The sequence below is a fragment of the Williamsia sp. R60 genome, assembly GCF_054063855.1.
The window spans coordinates 25849-44858 of record NZ_JBSSGR010000003.1 but is presented as its reverse complement, the minus strand read 5'-3'; the positions used below and the strand labels follow the sequence as shown (position 1 = coordinate 44858).

Sequence of the window (19010 nt, the reverse complement as noted above, 5' to 3'; positions counted from 1 at the left end):
CGGCTGGTCAGCGCGTTGTTGGGCCGACTACAATGTTCGTCACTCACACGGTGAGATGTGCCCTGATACACGCCCCGATTGATGCCAGCGGGTACGCCCGAAGTAATCTGAATAAAAGGCCGCCACGGAGGGGCTGACCGGCGCAGACGATGAACCCATGCGGTTCCTGTGCCCGTCGGTCACCGGTAGGAGAGATGACACATGACTTCAGCAACCATTCCCGGTTTGGATCCCGACAGCGCGCCGACGTCGCACGCCGAACTGTTGGCCTGGGTGCGAGAAGTCGCAGAACTCACCGAACCGGAGCGGGTTGTCTGGTCTGACGGCTCCGACGACGAGTGGGATCGCCTCACCACCCAGCTCGTCGCCGCCGGGACCATGACCAAGCTGGACGAGAAGAAGAAGCCCAACTCGTTCCTGGCCAACTCCGACCCCGCCGACGTCGCACGCGTGGAATCACGCACCTACATCTGCTCGAAGAACGAGATCGACGCCGGCCCCACGAACAACTGGGTCGATCCGACCGAGATGCGCGCGACGATGACCGAGCTCTACCGAGGCAGCATGCGCGGCCGCACCATGTACGTCATCCCGTTCTGCATGGGACCGCTCGGCTCCGACGACCCCAAGCTCGGTGTCGAGATCACCGATTCCGAATACGTCGTGCTCTCCATGCGTGTGATGACCCGGGTCGGCCCCGACGTCGTCGCGGCGCTGGGCGAGGACCGCTTCTTCGTCAAGGCGCTGCACTCACTGGGTGCCCCACTCGAGGCCGGCCAGGAAGACGTGCCGTGGCCGTGCAACGAGACCAAGTACATCACCCACTTCCCGGAAGACCGCGAGATCTGGTCGTACGGTTCGGGTTACGGCGGTAACGCGCTCCTGGGCAAGAAGTGCTACTCGCTGCGCATCGCGTCGGCCATGGCCCACGACGAGGGCTGGCTCGCAGAGCACATGCTGATCCTCAAGCTGATCAGCCCGGAGGACAAGGCGTACTACATCGCCGCCGCGTTCCCGAGCGCCTGTGGCAAGACCAACCTCGCGATGATCCAGCCCACCATCCCCGGGTGGCGTGCCGAGACCCTCGGTGACGACATCGCCTGGATGCGGTTCGGCGAAGACGGCCGCCTGTACGCGGTCAACCCGGAGTTCGGCTTCTTCGGTGTCGCGCCCGGTACCAACTACAGCTCCAACCCCAACGCCATGAAGACCATGGAGGCGGGCAACACCATCTACACCAACGTTGCGCTCACCGACGACAAGGACGTCTGGTGGGAGGGCCTCGAAGGCGACCCCCAGCACCTCATCGACTGGCGCGGGAACGACTGGACCCCGGACTCGGATACGCAGGCTGCGCACCCGAACTCGCGGTACTGCACCCCGATGAGCCAGTGCCCGATCATGGCACCCGAGTGGGATGACCCGCAGGGTGTGCCGATCTCGGCGATCCTGTTCGGCGGCCGGCGCAAGACCACCATCCCGCTGGTGACCGAGGCCCGTAGCTGGCAGCACGGCGTGTTCATGGGCGCCACCGTCGGCTCGGAGCAGACCGCAGCAGCGGAGGGCACCGTCGGCGCCATCCGCCGCGATCCCATGGCGATGCTGCCGTTCCTCGGCTACAACGTCGGCGATTACCTCAACCACTGGATCGACCTCGGCAAGAACGCCGACGAGTCCAAGTTGCCGAAGGTGTTCTACGTCAACTGGTTCCGTCGCGGCGACGACAAGCGCTTCCTGTGGCCAGGATTCGGTGAGAACAGCCGCGTGCTGAAGTGGATCGTCGAACGCATCGAGGGCAAGACCAGCGGTGTGGAGACCCCCATCGGCATCGTGGCGACGCCCGAAGCGCTGGACCTCGACGGCTTGGACGTCTCCGAGGCCGACGTCGCCGAAGCGCTCGCGGTGAACCCCGAGGAGTGGCGCGGCGAGATCCCGTCCATCGAGGAATGGTTCGACTTCGTCGGCGAGAAGCTGCCGTCGGGCATCCGGGACGAGTTCGAGGCGCTCAAGCATCGGCTCGGCGCCGATTCTTGATCCTTCAAGTCACTTCTGAACGCGCGCAGGTGGGGCGGCACCGGTAACATCCCGCCCATGAGGCGAGCGAAGCTGCGCGGTGTATTGGCAACGGCCACAGGAGTTGTCGCGGCCACGCTGGCAGCGGGTCTGATTGCACCAGTGAATGCGGCGGCAGCACCTGTGGTGTCCGCGAAGTTCCTGTCGACGACAAACCTGCCGTTCGACTGGCTTCCGGCGCCCGCCCGCTTCGGCGGCATCTCCGGCATCGACGGTGACGGTCGTGGCAACTACTCGGTGATCACCGACGACACCGGCGCCAACGGTCCCACCCGCTACTACGACGTCAGCGTTCCACTGGGCCGCGACGGCATGTCGGTCGGCGCCCCCGCGTTGGTCGGCGGTGGTGTGGTGCTGGGGCCGAACAACATCCCGATGCTGCCCGGCTCCGGCTACGAGTTCGAGACCATCAGGCACTACGGCAACTCGTTGATCGTCGCCAGTGATGGGCCCGAGCCGTTCATCCGGATGGTCTCGGCCCCAGGGCTCCATCAGCGGGACTTCGCGCTCCCCGCTGCGTATGTCCCCAAGAAGGGCAGTGGGCTGCGGGGGCACCTGGGTCTGGAATCCCTGGCGGTGAGCGAGGGCGGCCTCATCAGCACCATCACCGAGAACTCACTCGCCCAGGATGGCCCACGGCCCACCCTGGCCGCAGGCACCAGCTCGCGGCTTCTGCAACTACGTGGCAACGGAAGTGTGAGCGGCGAGTTCGTCTATCGCACCGACCCGCTTACCCCGGGTTCGTCGGGCCGGGCGTTCAAGGGTGTCTCGGAGGTGTTGGCCGTCAACAAGACCGACTTCCTGGTGCTCGAACGCGGTTACGATCCCGCTCGCAACTCCTACGACATCAAGATCTTCTGGACGACCACCAACGGCGCCGACCGGGTCACGGGTAAAGCAGCCCTGGCAGGGAACGAGAAGGCGATGCCGAAGCACTTGGTCTACAACCTGAGCAGTTTGACGAACTTGAGGCCGGGCGACGTCGAAGGTCTGGCGTGGGGGCCGAGACTCTCGAACAATCGGCGCGCTCTTCTCGCCGTGTCCGACAACGGCTTCAACTCGCCTGCCGTACCCAACAAGCTGCACGTCATGGCCGTGCAATTCCCTGACTGACCTGTATTCGCTGGACCGCGACCTCACTCTGCGGTACTACTGCGAGGGGGCCAAATCATCCTCACGGCCGATTCGTCGGCGGGATGTAGGGGGAAAGATCAGGGTGGTCCCCGATGATTCGGCGATGGCATGGCAGTCAGTATTTGTACTGCCGGTAGCCAGGCATCGTGCATCAACTGACCGAGAATGAGAAAGGCCAGACATGACCGCCCCACCCACCGCAGTTGCGGCCCGCGCGAGCGATCTGAAGAAGATCTACGGATCCGGAGACACCCAAGTGCATGCATTGGCGGGTGTCACCGCGGAGTTCGTCCGAGGTGAGTTCACGGCCATCATGGGCCCGTCCGGGTCCGGCAAGTCCACGTTGATGCACTGCCTCGCCGGACTCGACACCGCGACCAGCGGAACGGTGAGCATCGGCGACACCAATCTGACCGATCTCTCCGACAAGCAGATGACGCTCCTGCGCCGGGACCGGATCGGCTTCGTGTTCCAATCCTTCAACCTGGTGCCGACCCTGACGGCCCGGGAGAACATCACGCTGCCGCTCGACATTGCCGGCCGCAAACCCGATCAGCAATGGTTCGACACCGTGATCGGGCGCCTCGGTATCGCCGACCGTCTGGGCCATCGCCCCAGCGAGCTGTCCGGCGGTCAGCAGCAGCGCGTGGCGTGTGCGCGAGCGCTGGTCGGGCAACCCGAGATCATCTTCGGTGACGAGCCCACCGGCAACCTCGACTCCAGGTCGTCGGGCGAGGTGCTCAGCATTCTTCGCGCCGCGGTCGACGAGTTCGGCCAGACCGTTGTGATCGTCACCCACGACCCCCGTGCGGCGAGCTATGCCGACCGGGTGGTCTTCCTCGCCGACGGCCAGATAGTGCAGGAGCTCCGCAATCCCGATGCCGACGAGATCTTCGAGTACATGAAGAACCTCGACGAGACCCCGTCGACCGGAGGCTTCTCGCGCGCTCCCAAGGAACTGTGATGGCATCGAATGCGATGCGTAAGGTCTCACTGAGAAACCTTGGCGCGCATAAGCTTCGCCTTGTCCTGACTGTTCTGTCGGTCGTGTTGGGCACCGCTTTCGTCGCCGGTTCGATGATCTTCACCGCGACCGTGTCCAGCGCCTTCGACGGGATCTTCGACAAGGTCGCACTCGGCGTGGACACCCAGATCTCACCGGAGGACTCCAATTCGTCGGGTGTGCCCGATTCGGTCCTCACCCAGATCGAGGACAACAAGGCCGAGCTCGGAGTGGCAAAGGTGTTGCCGCAGTACAGCGGTCCGGCCACCATCGCCAAGGCCGACGGCAAGGCGTTGCAGACGGGTGGCGCGCCCAGTGTGGGCAGCGCCTTCCAGTCGCCGGACCAACGGCTGTCCGACACCGAGAGCAATCTCATCGACGGCCGTGCTCCGACTGCCCCCAACGAGATCGCCCTCAATGATTCGTCCGCCGACGAGGCCGACCTGAAGCTCGGCTCGACCACCAAGGTGGCGGTGGGCCGTGGCAGCGGGGCGCCGATGGAGGTGACGGTGGTCGGCATCCTCGACGTGCCGGGCGCCACCAGCGGATTCACCAGCATCCAGTTCCAGGAGGAGACTGCCAAAGACCTGTTCACCGACGGCTCGCATTCGCAGGCGATCGACCTGCAGGCGGTGCCGGGTGTCAGCCCCGAGCAGTTGAAAGAACGTGTCGCAGGCCTGATCGGCGACGACTACAAGCTGCGCACCGGCGACCAGGTGCGTCAGGACGAGAAGGACTCGATCAACCAGTTCCTCGACGTCTTCAACTACATCCTGCTGGCGTTCGCCGCGATCGGACTCATCGTCGGCACGTTCATCATCTACAACACCTTCTCGATGATCGTTGCCCAGCGGGTGCGAGAGTTGGCCCTGCTCAGGGCAATCGGGGCCAGCCGCAAACAGGTCACCCGTTCGGTGCTCCTCGAGGCGTTTGTCGTGGGGCTCATCGGCGCGCTGGTCGGCTTGGCTGCCGGCATCGGTATCGCAGCAGTCCTCAAGGCCGTGACGTCCTCGACCGGTCTGCCGACGACGTCGCTCCAGATCGGTCCGTCGGCGGTGATCGCCTGTCTGTTGGTGGGCATCCTCGTCACCATGGTCAGTGCGTATGCGCCGGCCAGACGGGCATCGAAGGTGTCGCCCGTGGAGGCGATGCGGGAGAGCCTCACCGATGGTCAGGCGTCACTCAAGGTGCGCACCATCGCAGGCATCGTGCTGGCGGTCATCGCACTGGCGCTGCTGGCGATCGGTGCCTCCGGTGAGGGGTCCGGAGCTGCGAGCATCGTCGGACTCGGTGCGCTGGTGATGATCTTCGCGGTGGTGTTCGCCGCGCCTGCGTTGTCACGTCCGGCGGTCACCGTGCTCGGTGCAGTGCTGGCACGGCCTTTCGGCAAGATCGGTCAGCTAGCGCGTACCAACGCTGTCCGCAATCCGAGGCGTACTGCCGCAACAGCTTTCGCGTTGACACTCGGTTTGATGCTGGTGGCGGTGATCGGCACTCTCGGTTCGACGTTCAAGGGCACGATCGACGATGCGATCGACACCGGACTGACGGCGAATCTGCTGGTGTCCGGCGATCAGGGCAGCGGGTTCTCGCCCCTGGTGGTGGAGGCCATCGCCGAGATCGACGGAGTCGAATCGGTTGTCGGCTTCGGGGGTATCCAGGCCGAGGTCGATGGTCAGGGCGTGTTCGGGTACTCGCCCGACGGTGACATGTACTCGGTCACCCCGTACGAGATGGTCGAGGGGCCGCGAACGATCGAACCGGACGGCATGATCGTCGGCGAACGCACGTCGAAGGAGAAGGGCTGGAACGTCGGCGAGACGATCGAGTTCACGAACTACGACGGCACGGTGGTCCCGGTGAGGGTGACCGGCATCTTCAAGGACAACCCGCTGATCGATCCGTGGGCGATGGGCTCGGATGCCTACGAGAAGCTGATCCCGTCACCGCTGCGGCAAGAGGTCTTCGCCGCCATCAAGACGGTGCCGGGCGCCAACGTCGACGAGGTGAGCGACCGGGTCGAAGATGTCACCGCCGACTACCTGACGGTGAAGATCCGGACGCCTGCCGAGTTCAAGGGCGAGCAGTCATCGCAGATCGACCAGATGCTGAGCGTCCTCTACGGAATGCTCGGACTGGCGTTGGTGATCGCAGTCCTGGGCATCGTCAACACGCTCGCCCTGTCGGTGATCGAACGCAAACGTGAGATCGGGATGTTGCGGGCGATCGGGATGGCCCGTGCTCAACTACGGCGGACGATCTACGTCGAGTCGCTGTTGATCGCGATCTTCGGTGCGCTGCTCGGTGTGGTGCTGGGCGTGGCATTCGGCTGGGCGCTGGTACGCACCCTGAAGTACTGGGGTCTGGGTGCTCCGGTGTTGCCGTGGAGTCTGATCGTCATCACGCTGGTCGGTGCGGCCGTTGTCGGAGTGCTGGCGGCCCTGTGGCCGGCCTCGCGGGCGGCGAAGACCAAACCGCTGGACGCGATCGACAACTAGTCCACGACACTGCAGACAACAGAACCCCCGCGCCGATCCCGGTGCGGGGGTTCTGTCCGTTTTCCGGCCGGCGCGAGCGGGTAAGCGGGCCGCGAGGAGGACATCATGAGTTCACATGGTCTGGTTTTCGCCCCGACCCCTTTACTGACCGTAACAATCGAAGCCGACGCCAGCGACGCTGCGGAGCTGCACGTCCACGCCGGAGGGCAGGGTTTCTGGATCGCCCGGATGATGGAGACGCTCGGCCTGAACACCACGTTGTGTGGGGTGTTCGGCGGCGAGGCCGGAAAGATACTGCGCCCACTGATCGAAGGTGAGGGCGTCGCGGTGCGAGGCGTGGCGATGGGCGGCGAGAACGGCTCGTACGTCCACGATCGGCGCAGCGGCAACCGCCTCGAGGTGGTGAGTGTGCGTCCACAAGTGCTCACCCGGCACGAGGTGGACGACCTCTTCAGCAACTGCCTTGCCGAGGGGCTCACCTCGGGCGTCGCGGCACTCGGCGGCCCCCATGAGGACGGGGTGATCCCGGATGAGACCTACGGACGCCTGGCTGCAGATCTGACGGCCAACGGCATCCCGGTGGTGGCCGACCTGTCCGGCCCGACCTTGCAGAGCGCGCTCGAAGGTGGCCTCGACATCCTCAAGGTGAGTCACGAGGACCTCGTCGAGGACGGGTTCGCGAAGTCGGAGAAGCCTGCGGATCTTGCCACGGCGATGGAGAAATTCGGAGAAAAGGGCGCCAGGGTGGTCGTGATCTCGCGTGGTGAAGAATCCACGCTGGCCTGGGAGGACGGTCAGTTCTGGGAGGCCATCGCGCCGCCCGCCCAATCGATCGACCATCGGGGTGCCGGCGACTCGATGACCGCTGCGCTGGCCGTGTCGACCGCGCAGGGCGAGTCCCTCGAGTCGGGACTGCGGCTGGCGGTCGCGGCAGGTGCGGCAACGGTGACCCGGCGAGGGCTGGCGACGGGCCACGGCGAGGTGGTCCGGAAGTTGGCCGAACGAGCCGAGGTCCGCAAGGTGGACCGACCCGGAAAGGGCACGTCGTGAAGGTGCTGATCACCAACGACGACGGTATCGACCGTGCCGGGATCCGCGTGCTCGCGAGAGTTGCGGCCGACCTGGGTCTCGACGTGGTGGTTGCTGCGCCCGACCGGGAACGCAGCGGCGCGAGCGCGTCGCTCAGTGCCATCGAAGACGGCGGCCGGTTGCGGATGCGAGCCACCGACCTGACCGAGTTGCCCGGCGTGACGGCTTACGCCGTGGACGCGTCGCCTGCCCTCATCGCTTTTGTCGCGTGCGACGGAGCTTTTGGGTCACCTCCGGATCTGGTGTTCTCCGGAATCAATCACGGACCCAACACCGGACACGCGATCTTGCACTCGGGGACGGTGGGCGCGGCGTTCACCGCTGCCGCCCACGGCGCCGCGACGTTGGCGGTGTCGGTGGACGCCGCCGAGCCCCGCGATTGGGGCTGCGTCGCCGAGGTCGCGCGTGTCGCAGCAGCGTGGGTGGTCGACAAGGCCCAGCCCGGTTCGGTGCTCAACGTCAACATCCCCGATCTGGCCAGAGCGGATCTGGAGGGGCTGCGGCGGGCATCGCTTGCACCGTTCGGGGCCGTGCAGGCCCGGATCGGGGAACGAGATGAGGAGTCGGTGGCGGTGACCTTCGACGAGATCCGTGCCCAGGAGCAGGACGACAGCCCGCCGGGTTCGGATGCCGCCCTCATCGCGGACGGGTGGGCGACGGTGACCGCTCTCCGGGTCCCGCCGATCGAGGCCCCGGACACCGACCTCGACGGGCTTGTCCTATAGCGGATTCGTCGGGTCGGCCTTACGGAGCAGTAGCACCAAGTTGGTGCCCAGTACTTCCCGGATCAGCGGCACCTTCATCACCCACCACAGCCGCCCCGGGAGATACCGGGGAAAGGCTGCCACCAGCGTCGCCTCGCTAGGCGGCACCGAATGTGCCCACCGCAGCCCGTCGGCTGCGGTGACCTTGAACAACGATGTGCCGTAGAGGTTCTTGGGCCGGTGGCCGTGCTTATTGGTGTACCAGCGGGCCGCCCGGGCACCGCCGAAATAATGGGTCAAACCCATCTCGTGGCCGCCGAACGGTCCGTACCAGAGGGTGTAGCTGAGCAGGACGAGGCCGCCGGGGCGAGTGACCCGCAGCATCTCGCGGGCCATGGCCCAGGGCTCGGCGACGTGTTCGGCGACATTGGACGAGTAGCAGATGTCCACCACGGCATCGGCGATCGGCAGTGCAGTCCCCGACCCGCGGACACCGGCCTGCTGGGGGAGACCGGCGGCATGCATCTCGTCCGGGTCAGGTTCGACCGACACATAGTGGGCGCCGCGGCGCCGGAACACCTCGGCGAAGTAGCCGGGACCGCCTCCCACATCGAGGACAACCTTGCCGTCGAGGCCGGCCGGGCCGCCGGGGTCGAGGCCCGTGACGCCGCGGTGCAGCGCCTCGATCAACTCCACCGAGTCATCGGCGAGGGCGCCGTAGAAGCGGTCGGGGTCGGACTGCTCGTACCGGAAGTGGTTCAGCAAGGTGGCCGAACGGACCACCGTGGCGCGCTGACGGGCACGGCGGGTGGTGTCTTTCACCAGCGAAACGATACGGGTCGGACGTCGGTGGTGATCCGGCCGCTACCCTGGCCAACAGTGAAAAACGAACAACCTGACAACGTCGCCAAAGGTGAGCCCACCGCGCCCGTCCGCGAGGTGCTGTTGCTGTGCTGGCGCGACTCCGACCACCCGCAGGGTGGCGGCAGCGAACGGTACCTCGAGCGCATCGGGGCCGAACTCGTCCGCGACGGCGTGCGCGTGACCCTGCGGACGGCCGGCTACCCGGGTGCGGCGCGCACGGAGATCCGTGACGGCATCCGGGTCTCGCGCGGCGGTGGCCGACTCAGCGTGTACCCGCGGGCGCTCGCGGCGATCGTCGCCGGCCGGCTCGGTCGTGGACCGATGGCCGGGCTCGATCCCGACGTGGTGATCGACACCCAGAACGGCATCCCCTTCTTCGCCCGCTGGGTGATGCGCGCGCCGGTGGTGGTTTTGGTGCATCACTGCCATCGCCGCCAATGGCCGGTCGCCGGCGCCGCGATGGGCCGGATCGGATGGTTCATCGAATCCCGCCTTTCACCCTGGGTGCATCGGGATTCGCAGTACCTGACCGTGTCGTTGCCGTCGGCCGAAGATCTCGTCTCACTCGGTGTGGACGCCGGCCGGGTGTCGGTGGTGCGCGCAGGCACCGACCCGTCACCTCACGTCAATGTCGAACCGGATCCGCGCCGGCTGGTGGTGCTCTCTCGTCTGGTGCCGCACAAGCAGATCGAACACGCGCTCGAGGTGATGGCCCGGCTTGCATCCACCCATCCGGACGTGACGTTGGACGTGGTGGGCGACGGCTGGTGGTCGACCCGTCTTCGTGAGCGCGCGACCGAACTCGGTGTCGACCGGCGCGTGAGTTTTCATGGGCATGTCAGCGAATCCGACAAGCACCGCATCCTCGCCGGGTCGGCGCTGCATCTGATGCCGTCGCAGACCGAGGGGTGGGGACTTGCCGTCGTCGAGGCCGCCGGGCACGGCGTACCGACCATCGGGTATCGATCTTCTCGGGGCCTCACCGACTCCGTGGTCGACGGCGTGACCGGACTGCTCGTAGACGACCTCGACGAATTGGTTTCGGCCACAGCGGAATTGCTCGATGAGCCGGCGCGATGCCGTGAACTCGGCGACAAGGCGCGAGAGCGAGCCGGGGACTACTCATGGTCGGCGGCAGCCGCCCGGGTGAAATATGTTCTGGCCGAAACGGTCTCAGGGCGACGTGTATCGGGCCTCGTCAGAGATTGAGTGCCGCACCGGGCTTCACCTTGAAGCTCGGCATGTCCTCGAGTGACACCGTGGCCTCGTAGGTACGGTCGTAGCCGGTCGCGCTGATCTTCCATCCGTCTGCCGTCCGGATGTAGCGGTCGTTGTAGAACGCCGCCCCGAAGAGCATGAAGTTGAAGTCCGCGACGATGACCCGGTCCTGCAGGTACCACCGGCCCGTGGCCTCGTCGCCGTCGACGGTGATCTCCGGGTGGTCGACTCGATGCTCGGTCAGCACCGCTGCCCCCAGCGACGACTTCATGAAGTCGACGAGCTCGGCTCGGGTGGTGAACGACAGGCTGTCGCCGTAGTCGCCGGTGACGTCTTCGGCCAGGGTGGTCTCGAACTCTTCCCACGCCTTGGTGTCCAAGGCACGGAGATACCGGTATTTGACCTGTTTGATCGCTTCGATCTGTGTGAAGGTTTCGAGCTCGTCCACTGCCTAGAGCCTCTTTCGGTGCGCCGTTCGGTGGGGCCATTTCAGCACAGCTGCGAGTAATCCATTGGCGATCAGCACAATCCACACCAGATGGGCAACCCACAGCGCACCCCGCTCGACTGATGAGGGCTCGCCGATTGCACTGTGCAAACGATCGATGTCCACCCGATAGACGCGCAGGTCGGCACCGTCGAACGCGAGGTCGAGCTGGGCCAGGGTGCGCGGCGCCGCGTTGATGGCCGAATCGCCCTCGACGAGAACCCATCCGACTCCCAGTGCTGCGAGCGCCTGCGGGGACGATCCGGCGAGGAGTGCTTCCTCGGCGCGGGTGGCCCGTGAATCCGGTCGATCGACACTGCGGCCGTCGACGATCAGCTCACCCGATTGCAGGACGTCGGCGCGCACGAGTCTCGGGGCCGGATCCAGGGACACCGAATCGGCGAAGGCGTACTGGCGGTTGGTCCCCACCGGGAGCACGAGCACATCGCCGTGTCCGGACGTGATGGTGTCGGCAACGACCTGCCAGTCGCCCGGGTAGTGGATCGGGGTGAGCGAGTTGCCCACACCCCACGCAAGGTCGGGCAGTGGGGCGACAATCAGCGCGGAGGCGACGACGGCGGCAAACCCTTTCGGCACGTGTCGGCCGGCCGATTGGACAGCTGACGCGGCAGCCAGCGCGTATGCCGGAACCGCGAGGGCGATCCATTTCTGGGTGTCGCGCAGCAGACCGGCACCGGGCATCGTATCGACCAGCCATTCCAGGATCGCCATGCCGAACGGCGTGGCCGCGAGGGCGACCAGGACAACCGAACCGATCGCAAGGCCGCCTGCTGCCCTGATCACCGGGTTGCGTCGGCGGTGCCACAGGCCCGGGAGCCCGACGAGGACAACCAGCAGCAAGGCGGCGGTGGCCACCAGTGCCCACGGCGAGGTCCGGCTCTCGGGTACGGCGTCGGCGTTCCACACGCCACCGAGGCCCAACAGCGAACCGACCGTTCCGAGCCACGGCTCCGCGCGGGCTGCGAACAGCGCGACGGATCCGGGATCAGCCGTACCGGTGCCCGCACCCAGGAACGATGCGGTCAGCCACGGGAGGGACGACGCCGCCCAGAGCACGGGCGCGGTCAGCGCCATTCGCCATTCGCGCCGGGCAAGCGCCGGGATGACCAGACCGGCGAGCAGCACAAGTCCGGCGAGTAGTGAACCGGTCGGCGTGATCCCGGCGACGGCGAGCCAGCCCGTCAGCACCGACCAGCGAGCCCAGCCGCAACCGCGGCGGACGTCGACCGCGGCGACCAGAATCCATCCGAGCGCTGCGTAGCCGACGAGCAGACTCCACTGGCCCTGTAGAAGGCGTTCGGCCACATAGGGATTCCAGACGGCGATGACCGTGGCCGCCAGCATGCCGGGTGTCCCCGCCGCGGGCAGGACGCGCCGAGCCAATCGTCCGTACCCGACGCCGGCCAGCACGATGGCCGCGAAAGTCAGTGCCTTGACCACGATTCCACCGTCGATCACGCCGGAGGCGACGGCGATCAGCCAGTCCTGCGGCACGGCCCGCGGCGCAGAATCGGACAAGCCGAGCGCCGAGTCGGTGACAAAGGAGCGGGGAGTGCTGACCATGTCGCGGATCAGCAGGTATCCCGGACCGAAGACGGGCCCGAGGATCGCCATCGACAGGGCGATGCTGGTCAGCCACAGGCTGAGCCAATGCCTGCGGGTCATGCATGGACCCTAACAAGCGCTAACGGAACACCTTCGCCAGTCGGGAGACGGCCTCGCCGATGACTGGCACCGGCGTCTCCCCGAACGTCAGGCGCAGGTGAGAGTGGTCGGATTCGGCGGGAAACCACGGCGTTCCCTCGCCGACCATGACGCCCTCGGCGTGAGCGGCTGCCGCCACGTCCCGATCGTCGAGCCCGTCTGGGAGTCGCACCCACAGATGCATGCCGCCACGGGGCACCGCGGCGACCTCGATCTCCGGGATCAGCCGGCCCAGGTGTCCCAGAAGGGCATCCCTGCGCTCTCCGAGTGCCCGGCGCACCTGCCGGTTGTGCCGGGGCCACGCGGGAGAGTTGAGGAACTCGACGGCGGCCTCCTGGACCGGGCCGGCCACGTAGAAGTCGTCGAGCATCTTGGCTGCCCGCAGCCGCGCCAATGCGGGTCCCCGAGCGCACAGGGCGGCGACCCGCATCCCGGGCCCGACAGGCTTGGTGAGCGAACGGATGTGCACCACATGGCCATTGGGATCCTGTGCCGTCAACGGTGGGGGCGGGTCACCGTCGATGCCGAGGTACCGCGCGTAATCGTCCTCGATCACGAACAGCGAATGCTGTTCGGCCAGTTCGATGATCTGCTTGCGGCGATGTGCGGCCAGTGTCACCCCGCTCGGATTGGCGAACGCCGGCTGCACCACGAGCAGGCGGCTGCCGGTGCGGCTGATCGCGTCGGCCAGCAGGTCGGTGCGGATTCCTTCGGAGTCCATTGGCACGGGAATGACCTCGGCGCCATGACTGCGCACGATCGCGATGAGCCCCGTGTACGTGGGGCTCTCGACGATCACGGATTCTCCTGGCCGGATCAGCGCGCGGACCGCCACCGACAGCGCGGTCTGTCCGCCGGCGGTCACGATCACCTCCGACGCGTGGATGCCGTCGATCTCGGATGCGAACCAGCGGCGCAGTTCCGGACTGCCCTCGATGGGGTAGCGGCCCCAGCTCCGGGACCGTTTGATCGCCCGGGTCATGGCGGCGTCGAGTGCGGCGTGAGGCAGCAGTTCGTCGTCGAGGTACCCGCCTTTGAGCCGGACGACCTCGGACCCGGGGACACGCCACAGGTCGAGCGTGCGGGAGAGCTCGGGCGGCATCCGGGCGCCCAGTACCGATTCCTGCCACGAGGTGTCGGCAGGCGAGCGCGGTGGCGCCGCGGCTGCGACAAAGGATCCGGCACCCGGTCTGACGTCGACGAGACCTTCGGTGGCGAGATCGCGCAGAACCCGCTGCACAGAGTTGGGCGAGACGCGGTGCTGCTCCTGCAGCGTCCGTACCGACGGGAGCCGGGTACCCGGCGTGCTCTGGGTGATCAGGGCACGCAGACTTTCGGTCAGGACCGATACTCCGCTATCGTTGTACATGAAGATCAACGATAACAGTTCGCGGTTTTCGGCGATAGCAGATAACGGACGTCGAAAGTCGTCCGCTCACGCCGGCGTGCTGCTGGGTTGTCTCGGTGTCCTGGCCTTCAGTTTCTCGCTGCCGGCCAACAAACTCGCCGTCGCCGGAATCGATGCGGTGGGGGTCACGGTCTGGCGGGCGGCGCTGGCCGGGCTGCTCGCGCTGGCGTATCTGCGGATCGTCGGGGCGCAGCGTCCGGCCCTGCACGACCTCGCCGCATTGTTGTGTTCCGGTCTGGGTGTGGTTGTCGGTTTTCCGCTGTTCTCCTCGCTGGCGCTGGAGAGGATCGACTCGGCGACCGGTGCGGTGATCCTGGGACTGCTGCCGGCCATGACCGCCACATTCGCGGCGTTGCTGGGCGGAGAACGACTGCCGTGGCTTTTCTGGGGCGCGACCGGCGCCGGCGTGCTTGTCCTCTGTGCGTTCCTGGTCTCGACGAGTCCTGACGCGCTGTCCGGGTTCGCGCTGAGCTGGGGTCACCTGTGGATGGTGCTCGGGACGGTCAGTGCCGGGTTCGGATACGCGGTCGGCGGAACCCAGGCAAAACGGATCGGCGGAGCGCAGAGCATCTCGTGGTCGCTAGTGCTGCTGCTGCCGATATCGGTTCCGTTGTGCGCGCTCACCGCCGCGACGGGCTCGTTCTCGCTGACCGGCCCGGTGGTGATCGGGATGGTCTACATCACCGTCATCTCCCAATTCCTCGGGTTCTTCGCCTGGTACGGAGGGCTGGCCCGCGGTGGTATCGCCCGCGTGGGCCAGATCCAGCAGGTGCAGCCGCTGCTCACCATCGCGTGGTCGGCGCTGCTGCTGGGCGAACACCTCGACCGGTGGATCTACCCGGTCGGTGTGGTGCTGGGCCTGCTCGTGTGGATCGCGCAGCGTGCGCGGTTCCGCGAAGCCGCACTCGCAGTCCCACCAGCGCCGGCGCCCGCCGCATCTGATGCGAACGAGCCTGTCTCCCTGCGCCGCTGATCGCTCCTGCGAGACTGAACCCATGGCGATGGGTGCGATGGCGGGAGTGGGTGGCGTGGCCGCCGGCACGATGGTCGCCAACATCTGCGCCTACCTCATCCACCTGCCGGCCACCCGATGGTTGTCGCCCGCGGAGTACGGCGAGTTCGCAGTGCTGCTCCAGGCGATGCTGGTGCTGGGTGTCCCGGCGCTGGCTCTGCAGGTCGTGATCGCCCGGGAGGTCGTGCGAGGGCGTGCCGTCGCCGACCTGATCTCGATCACCCTGCGGACCACCGCTGCGGTGCTGGTGGCCGCGGCCTTCGCAGTACCGGTGGTGATGGCGGTGGCCGATACCGGCCTGGCGGCCACGATCGCAGCTTTCTCCACCGCGCCCCTGCTGGTTCTGATCGCTGCCGGTCAGGGCATATTGCAGGGCGGACAACGGTTTTCGGTGCTGTCGTGGGTGCTGGCGGGTGTGGGTATGGCCCGCACCGTTCCCGGCGTGGTCGCGTTGGCGGTCGGCGCGGGCGCGGCCGGTGCCCTCACCGCAACCGCAGTCGGCGCAGCCATCGCCGCTTCTGTCATCTGGCTGATCGTGTTGGCGGACAAGCCCGCCGACAGCGCGATATCCGAGGGTTTGGCGCTGCGGCTCGTGTTGCACGCCTCGCAGGTGCAGCTTGTGCTGATCGCATTGTCGTCGGTTGATCTGCTGGCCGCCCGGCCGATCCTCGGCGAATACGACGCTGGGGTGTACGCGCTCGGGACGATCGCCACCAAGGCGGCGTTCTGGTTGCCGCAGGCGATCGGCGTGGTGCTGTACCCACAACTCGCAGACGTCGCGAAGACGGCCGGCGCCCTGCGTACCGCGGTCGGGTGGCTCACCGCCATCGCCGCGACCGTGGTGGTCGGTGCGGCGATCTGTGGGCCACTGGTTCCGGTGATCGCCGGGGAGGACTACCGGCCGGTCGCCCCGATCCTCTGGTTGTTCGCTCTCACCGGGAGCGCGCTGTCGGTGCTGCAAGTGGGCCTTCTGGCGGCCATCGCGCGCGACCGTACCTGGATCGGCCTGCTGAGCTGGACGGTGCTCGCCGTCGAGGTGGTGCTGGTGGTCACCGTTGCACACAGCATCGTCACGCTCGCGGTGATCGCTGCGAGCTGCGCGGTGGTCGGAACGGTGTCGACGCTGGTTGCGCTGAGCGTCACCCGGACGCAAGACCGCGGTCGTACTGTGGATGCATGAGCATCCGCCTCGGCTATCAGATCCCCAATTTCTCCTACCCCGGCACCACCGCAGAGCTGTTCCCCACGGTCATCGCGCAAGCGCAAGAAGCCGAAAGATCCGGTTTCGACACCGTTTTGGTGATGGATCACTTCTATCAACTGCCTGGCATCGGAGCCCCTGACGAGCCGATGCTCGAGGCCTACACCACACTGGGTGCCCTCGCCACGGCCACCTCGACGATCAACCTGTCGACGCTGGTCACCGGCAACACCTACCGCAATCCCGCGATGCTGGCGAAGACCATCACCACGCTCGACGTGGTCAGCGGGGGCCGGGCGATCCTCGGACTCGGTGCCGGATGGTTCGAACTCGAACACCGCGAGATGGGTTACGAGTTCGGCACATTCACCGAACGCTTCGAACGACTCGAGGAAGCGTTGCAGATCATCGAACCGATGCTGCGCGGAGGCAAACCCGAGCTGGATGGCAAGTGGTACCAGGCGCACGGCACCCGCACCTCACCGCTGTTGCGCACCGACATTCCGATCATGCTCGGCGGAGGCGGCGAGAAGAAGACGTTCGGCCTCGCTGCCCGGTACGCGCAGCACCTCAACATCATCGCGGGGGTCGACGAGTTGCCTCGCAAGCTCGAGGCACTCGCGAAGCGATGCGAGGAAGCCGGCCGCGACCGGTCGACGATCCAGACCAGTTACCTGGCGTTTGTCATCCTCGACCCCGATGGCGACAAGGCCCGCGCTCAGGCGGCAGATCTGCTGAAGGCCAGGGGAATCGACCGCGCCACCGCGACGGATGAGGAATGGGCGCAGGCGAACAGCAGGTTCTTTGTTGGTGCGCCCGACGAGGTCGCGGCACAGATCAAGGAACGCGTGATCGATGCCGGAGTGGACGGCGTCACCATCAACATGGTCACCAACGGTCACGTCCCCGGGATGGTGGAACTGGCCGGAAAAGCGTTGTCCCCGTTGTTCGCCTAGGCGGTAGGCCGGCCCGCCGGACTATTCACCGGGCCGGCGCCAGGGCTCGTCGCGATTGCGGCGCAGCGAGTCATCCTGTGACTGGGGCGCATCGGACTGAGGCGCACCGGTCTGGGGCACGTCGGATTGCTGCGGCGTGACCCAGCCCGGGTCGCCCGATGGCGGTTGTTGCGCCGAACCGTCATTACCGATCCGTTGCTGATCCATGTACGGATAGTGGTCGCCGACCTCGGCGAAACCGTCCCCGCGGTCGTCGCGCACAGCGGGGATCTGGCGGGTCTGATCGGGATCGTAGGGCTGTTGCTCGTGCGAACCCATCGGTGCACCGGCGGCGGGATAGACGTTGCCGCGGTCGTCGCCCCGGTACTGTCCGATCAGATCGGTGCGCTGCTGCTCGTTCGGGTCGTACGGCGAATCCGCGGCCGGCGCAGGGGTTTTCGGTCCACCGCGCAGGAGCAACCACACGCCCGCAGCCAGCAGCAGGACGCCGAGGATTCCGATCACGATCGGGATCCAGCGACCCCAGAGCTTGATCGGATCGTCGAGACTCTTGGCGTCACTGGCCAACTGCTCCTGGGTGCTCTGGTTGTACGAGAAGACGACGTCCAGTGCGGTCAGTTTGTAGTCGAGCATCTCCTGCGGGGAGTCCTCGCTGACGTTGAGCTTGAAGTACTGCTGGACGTGCTCACGCTCGTTGATGATCGTTCCGCTGACCGGATCGACGTACAGGTCGCGAGTGGTCTTCTGGATCAGCGAGGCAGGCAGCCGGTCGTTGTTCCGGGATCCCGGGAATCCGCCGTACCAGCCGGCAGGTTGGTCGATCGAGGTTCCGGCGAGCTGCTGGTCGTTGGCATCGGTCAGGGTGCTCAGATCCATCTCGGGGACCTCTTGGGTGAAGTGATAGGTCTTCACGCCCTGGATTTCCTGCTCGTCGACAAAGGTCAACGGGTTGGTGGTGCGAGTCGGCAGATCGAAGTAGAGGTAACTGTCGTTCTTCTCGACGCCGAACGGGAACCGGTACTGCAGGCCCTTGCGGTCGGGGAGGCTGACGCTGTTCTCGCCGGCGTCGACCTGCACCTCGCTCTGTCCGCCACCGCTGATCTGCGGCTCGGCGGTCTCGCGGTTGGTGGTGATGCGGTCACGGGTGGCGGTGAGTAGCGAGCTCATGCAACCGGAGTCGGCTCCGTCGGCGGGCGGGGTGACGGTCTCGTCGCCATCGGTGTACGAGTCGATGCGGACGGAATTGCCTGCCTGGAAGGTGACCTTGTCGGCATCGGCCGGGTCCACCACGAGCACGCGTTGCTGATCGGTCAGGTGTGCGTCGGAGACCTCGGCGCGCGGGCCTTCCAGCGAGCATCGGTTGAAGATCTTCGCGGGCAGCGCATCGCTGCCCGAGACACCCTGCTGCGCTTGACTGTCCGACACGCTGGTGATGTCGAGGTCCATCGGCGTCTTCTTCAACGTACCCACGTAATAGAGGGGTAGCGCGATGGCGGCCACCAGCAGCAGAGCCCCCAGGAAGATCGCGACCGGTCCGGCAAGGTCTCTGGCAGACATCCGAGGCCCTGTAGCCATACGTCGGTTCTCCTTCAGGTCTTCGATCGGTGCAGCTGGTGGTTTCTTGCGAGACTAACAGCC

Annotated in this window: 15 protein-coding genes; 10 read left to right on the top strand and 5 right to left on the bottom strand. The window is 66.4% G+C overall.

Annotated elements, in window-relative coordinates; all coding sequences use genetic code 11:
• Positions 1-201: 201 nt before the first annotated feature.
• From ACVWY6_RS13510 to surE, 6 genes are all read left to right on the top strand, one after another.
• The gene (locus tag ACVWY6_RS13510; protein WP_457538684.1) at positions 202-2034 is read left to right on the top strand and encodes a phosphoenolpyruvate carboxykinase (GTP); all 1833 of its coding nucleotides are present in this window, start codon (positions 202-204) and stop codon (positions 2032-2034) included.
• A 57-nt stretch (positions 2035-2091) separates the two neighbouring features.
• Entirely contained in the window at positions 2092-3186 is a 1095-nt protein-coding gene (locus ACVWY6_RS13505; RefSeq protein ID WP_457538682.1) for an esterase-like activity of phytase family protein, read from the top strand.
• A gap of 202 nt (positions 3187-3388) precedes the next feature.
• Entirely contained in the window at positions 3389-4171 is a 783-nt protein-coding gene (locus ACVWY6_RS13500; RefSeq protein WP_023960256.1) for an ABC transporter ATP-binding protein, read from the top strand.
• A 14-nt stretch (positions 4172-4185) separates the two neighbouring features.
• A complete protein-coding gene (locus tag ACVWY6_RS13495; RefSeq protein ID WP_457540135.1) occupies positions 4186-6708 on the top strand; it encodes an ABC transporter permease in 2523 nt (840 codons plus the stop codon).
• Between the two features lie 105 nt (positions 6709-6813).
• Complete coding sequence (locus tag ACVWY6_RS13490) at positions 6814-7758, top strand: PfkB family carbohydrate kinase (protein ID WP_457538680.1); 945 nt, start codon at positions 6814-6816, stop codon at positions 7756-7758.
• On the top strand, positions 7755-8522 hold the full coding sequence (surE, locus tag ACVWY6_RS13485; RefSeq protein WP_457538679.1) for a 5'/3'-nucleotidase SurE: 768 nt from the start codon (positions 7755-7757) through the stop codon (positions 8520-8522). The genes ACVWY6_RS13490 and surE overlap by 4 nt, the downstream gene beginning before the upstream one ends.
• On the opposite strand, the gene ACVWY6_RS13480 is transcribed toward surE, so the two are convergent.
• Entirely contained in the window at positions 8517-9323 is an 807-nt protein-coding gene (locus tag ACVWY6_RS13480) for a class I SAM-dependent methyltransferase (protein ID WP_030175011.1), read from the bottom strand. The two genes, surE and ACVWY6_RS13480, sit on opposite strands and share 6 nt — an antisense overlap.
• A gap of 57 nt (positions 9324-9380) precedes the next feature.
• On the opposite strand from ACVWY6_RS13480, the gene ACVWY6_RS13475 reads away from it, so the two are divergent.
• Positions 9381-10574, top strand: coding sequence for a glycosyltransferase family 4 protein (locus ACVWY6_RS13475; RefSeq protein WP_457538677.1), 1194 nt, complete (start codon positions 9381-9383; stop codon positions 10572-10574).
• Here ACVWY6_RS13475 and ACVWY6_RS13470 read toward each other — a convergent pair.
• The 3 genes from ACVWY6_RS13470 to ACVWY6_RS13460 are packed head-to-tail and all read right to left on the bottom strand — an operon-like array spanning position 10564 to position 14164.
• The gene (locus tag ACVWY6_RS13470; protein WP_457538676.1) at positions 10564-11031 is read right to left on the bottom strand and encodes a nuclear transport factor 2 family protein; all 468 of its coding nucleotides are present in this window, start codon (positions 11029-11031) and stop codon (positions 10564-10566) included. The two genes, ACVWY6_RS13475 and ACVWY6_RS13470, sit on opposite strands and share 11 nt — an antisense overlap.
• Positions 11032-11034: 3 nt before the next feature.
• Positions 11035-12756 carry a hypothetical protein gene (locus ACVWY6_RS13465; RefSeq protein ID WP_457538674.1) on the bottom strand — a complete coding sequence of 574 codons (1722 nt, stop codon included), beginning with the start codon at positions 12754-12756 and terminating at the stop codon, positions 11035-11037.
• A 19-nt stretch (positions 12757-12775) separates the two neighbouring features.
• Entirely contained in the window at positions 12776-14164 is a 1389-nt protein-coding gene (locus ACVWY6_RS13460) for an aminotransferase-like domain-containing protein (protein ID WP_457538672.1), read from the bottom strand.
• Here ACVWY6_RS13460 and ACVWY6_RS13455 point away from each other — a divergent pair.
• Genes ACVWY6_RS13455 through ACVWY6_RS13445 form a run of 3 tightly spaced genes read left to right on the top strand, consistent with a single transcriptional unit; the run spans position 14163 to position 17372 of the window.
• The gene (locus tag ACVWY6_RS13455) at positions 14163-15176 is read left to right on the top strand and encodes a DMT family transporter (protein ID WP_457538670.1); all 1014 of its coding nucleotides are present in this window, start codon (positions 14163-14165) and stop codon (positions 15174-15176) included. The two genes, ACVWY6_RS13460 and ACVWY6_RS13455, sit on opposite strands and share 2 nt — an antisense overlap.
• A gap of 22 nt (positions 15177-15198) precedes the next feature.
• A complete protein-coding gene (locus ACVWY6_RS13450) occupies positions 15199-16395 on the top strand; it encodes a polysaccharide biosynthesis protein (protein ID WP_457538669.1) in 1197 nt (398 codons plus the stop codon).
• Positions 16392-17372 (top strand): LLM class F420-dependent oxidoreductase, encoded by a 981-nt coding sequence (locus tag ACVWY6_RS13445; RefSeq protein ID WP_457538667.1) that lies wholly within the window; start codon positions 16392-16394, stop codon positions 17370-17372. The genes ACVWY6_RS13450 and ACVWY6_RS13445 overlap by 4 nt, the downstream gene beginning before the upstream one ends.
• Before the next feature lie 21 nt (positions 17373-17393).
• Here ACVWY6_RS13445 and ACVWY6_RS13440 read toward each other — a convergent pair whose 3' ends face one another.
• Positions 17394-18929 carry a DUF3068 domain-containing protein gene (locus ACVWY6_RS13440; protein WP_051722040.1) on the bottom strand — a complete coding sequence of 512 codons (1536 nt, stop codon included), beginning with the start codon at positions 18927-18929 and terminating at the stop codon, positions 17394-17396.
• Between the last annotated feature and the right edge of the window lie 81 nt (positions 18930-19010).

Bases quoted from the DNA above. Each gene is read 5' to 3' on its own strand.
- ACVWY6_RS13510 (WP_457538684.1), top strand. From the start codon at position 202: ATGACTTCAGCAACCATTCCCGGTTTGGATCCCGACAGCGCGCCGACG.
- ACVWY6_RS13440 (WP_051722040.1), bottom strand. From the start codon at position 18,929: ATGTCTGCCAGAGACCTTGCCGGACCGGTCGCGATCTTCCTGGGGGCT.
- ACVWY6_RS13500 (WP_023960256.1), top strand. From the start codon at position 3,389: ATGACCGCCCCACCCACCGCAGTTGCGGCCCGCGCGAGCGATCTGAAG.
- ACVWY6_RS13505 (WP_457538682.1), top strand. From the start codon at position 2,092: ATGAGGCGAGCGAAGCTGCGCGGTGTATTGGCAACGGCCACAGGAGTT.
- ACVWY6_RS13455 (WP_457538670.1), top strand. From the start codon at position 14,163: ATGAAGATCAACGATAACAGTTCGCGGTTTTCGGCGATAGCAGATAAC.
- ACVWY6_RS13445 (WP_457538667.1), top strand. From the start codon at position 16,392: ATGAGCATCCGCCTCGGCTATCAGATCCCCAATTTCTCCTACCCCGGC.
- ACVWY6_RS13450 (WP_457538669.1), top strand. From the start codon at position 15,199: ATGGCGATGGGTGCGATGGCGGGAGTGGGTGGCGTGGCCGCCGGCACG.
- ACVWY6_RS13465 (WP_457538674.1), bottom strand. From the start codon at position 12,756: ATGACCCGCAGGCATTGGCTCAGCCTGTGGCTGACCAGCATCGCCCTG.
- ACVWY6_RS13490 (WP_457538680.1), top strand. From the start codon at position 6,814: ATGAGTTCACATGGTCTGGTTTTCGCCCCGACCCCTTTACTGACCGTA.
- ACVWY6_RS13495 (WP_457540135.1), top strand. From the start codon at position 4,186: ATGCGTAAGGTCTCACTGAGAAACCTTGGCGCGCATAAGCTTCGCCTT.
- ACVWY6_RS13460 (WP_457538672.1), bottom strand. From the start codon at position 14,164: ATGTACAACGATAGCGGAGTATCGGTCCTGACCGAAAGTCTGCGTGCC.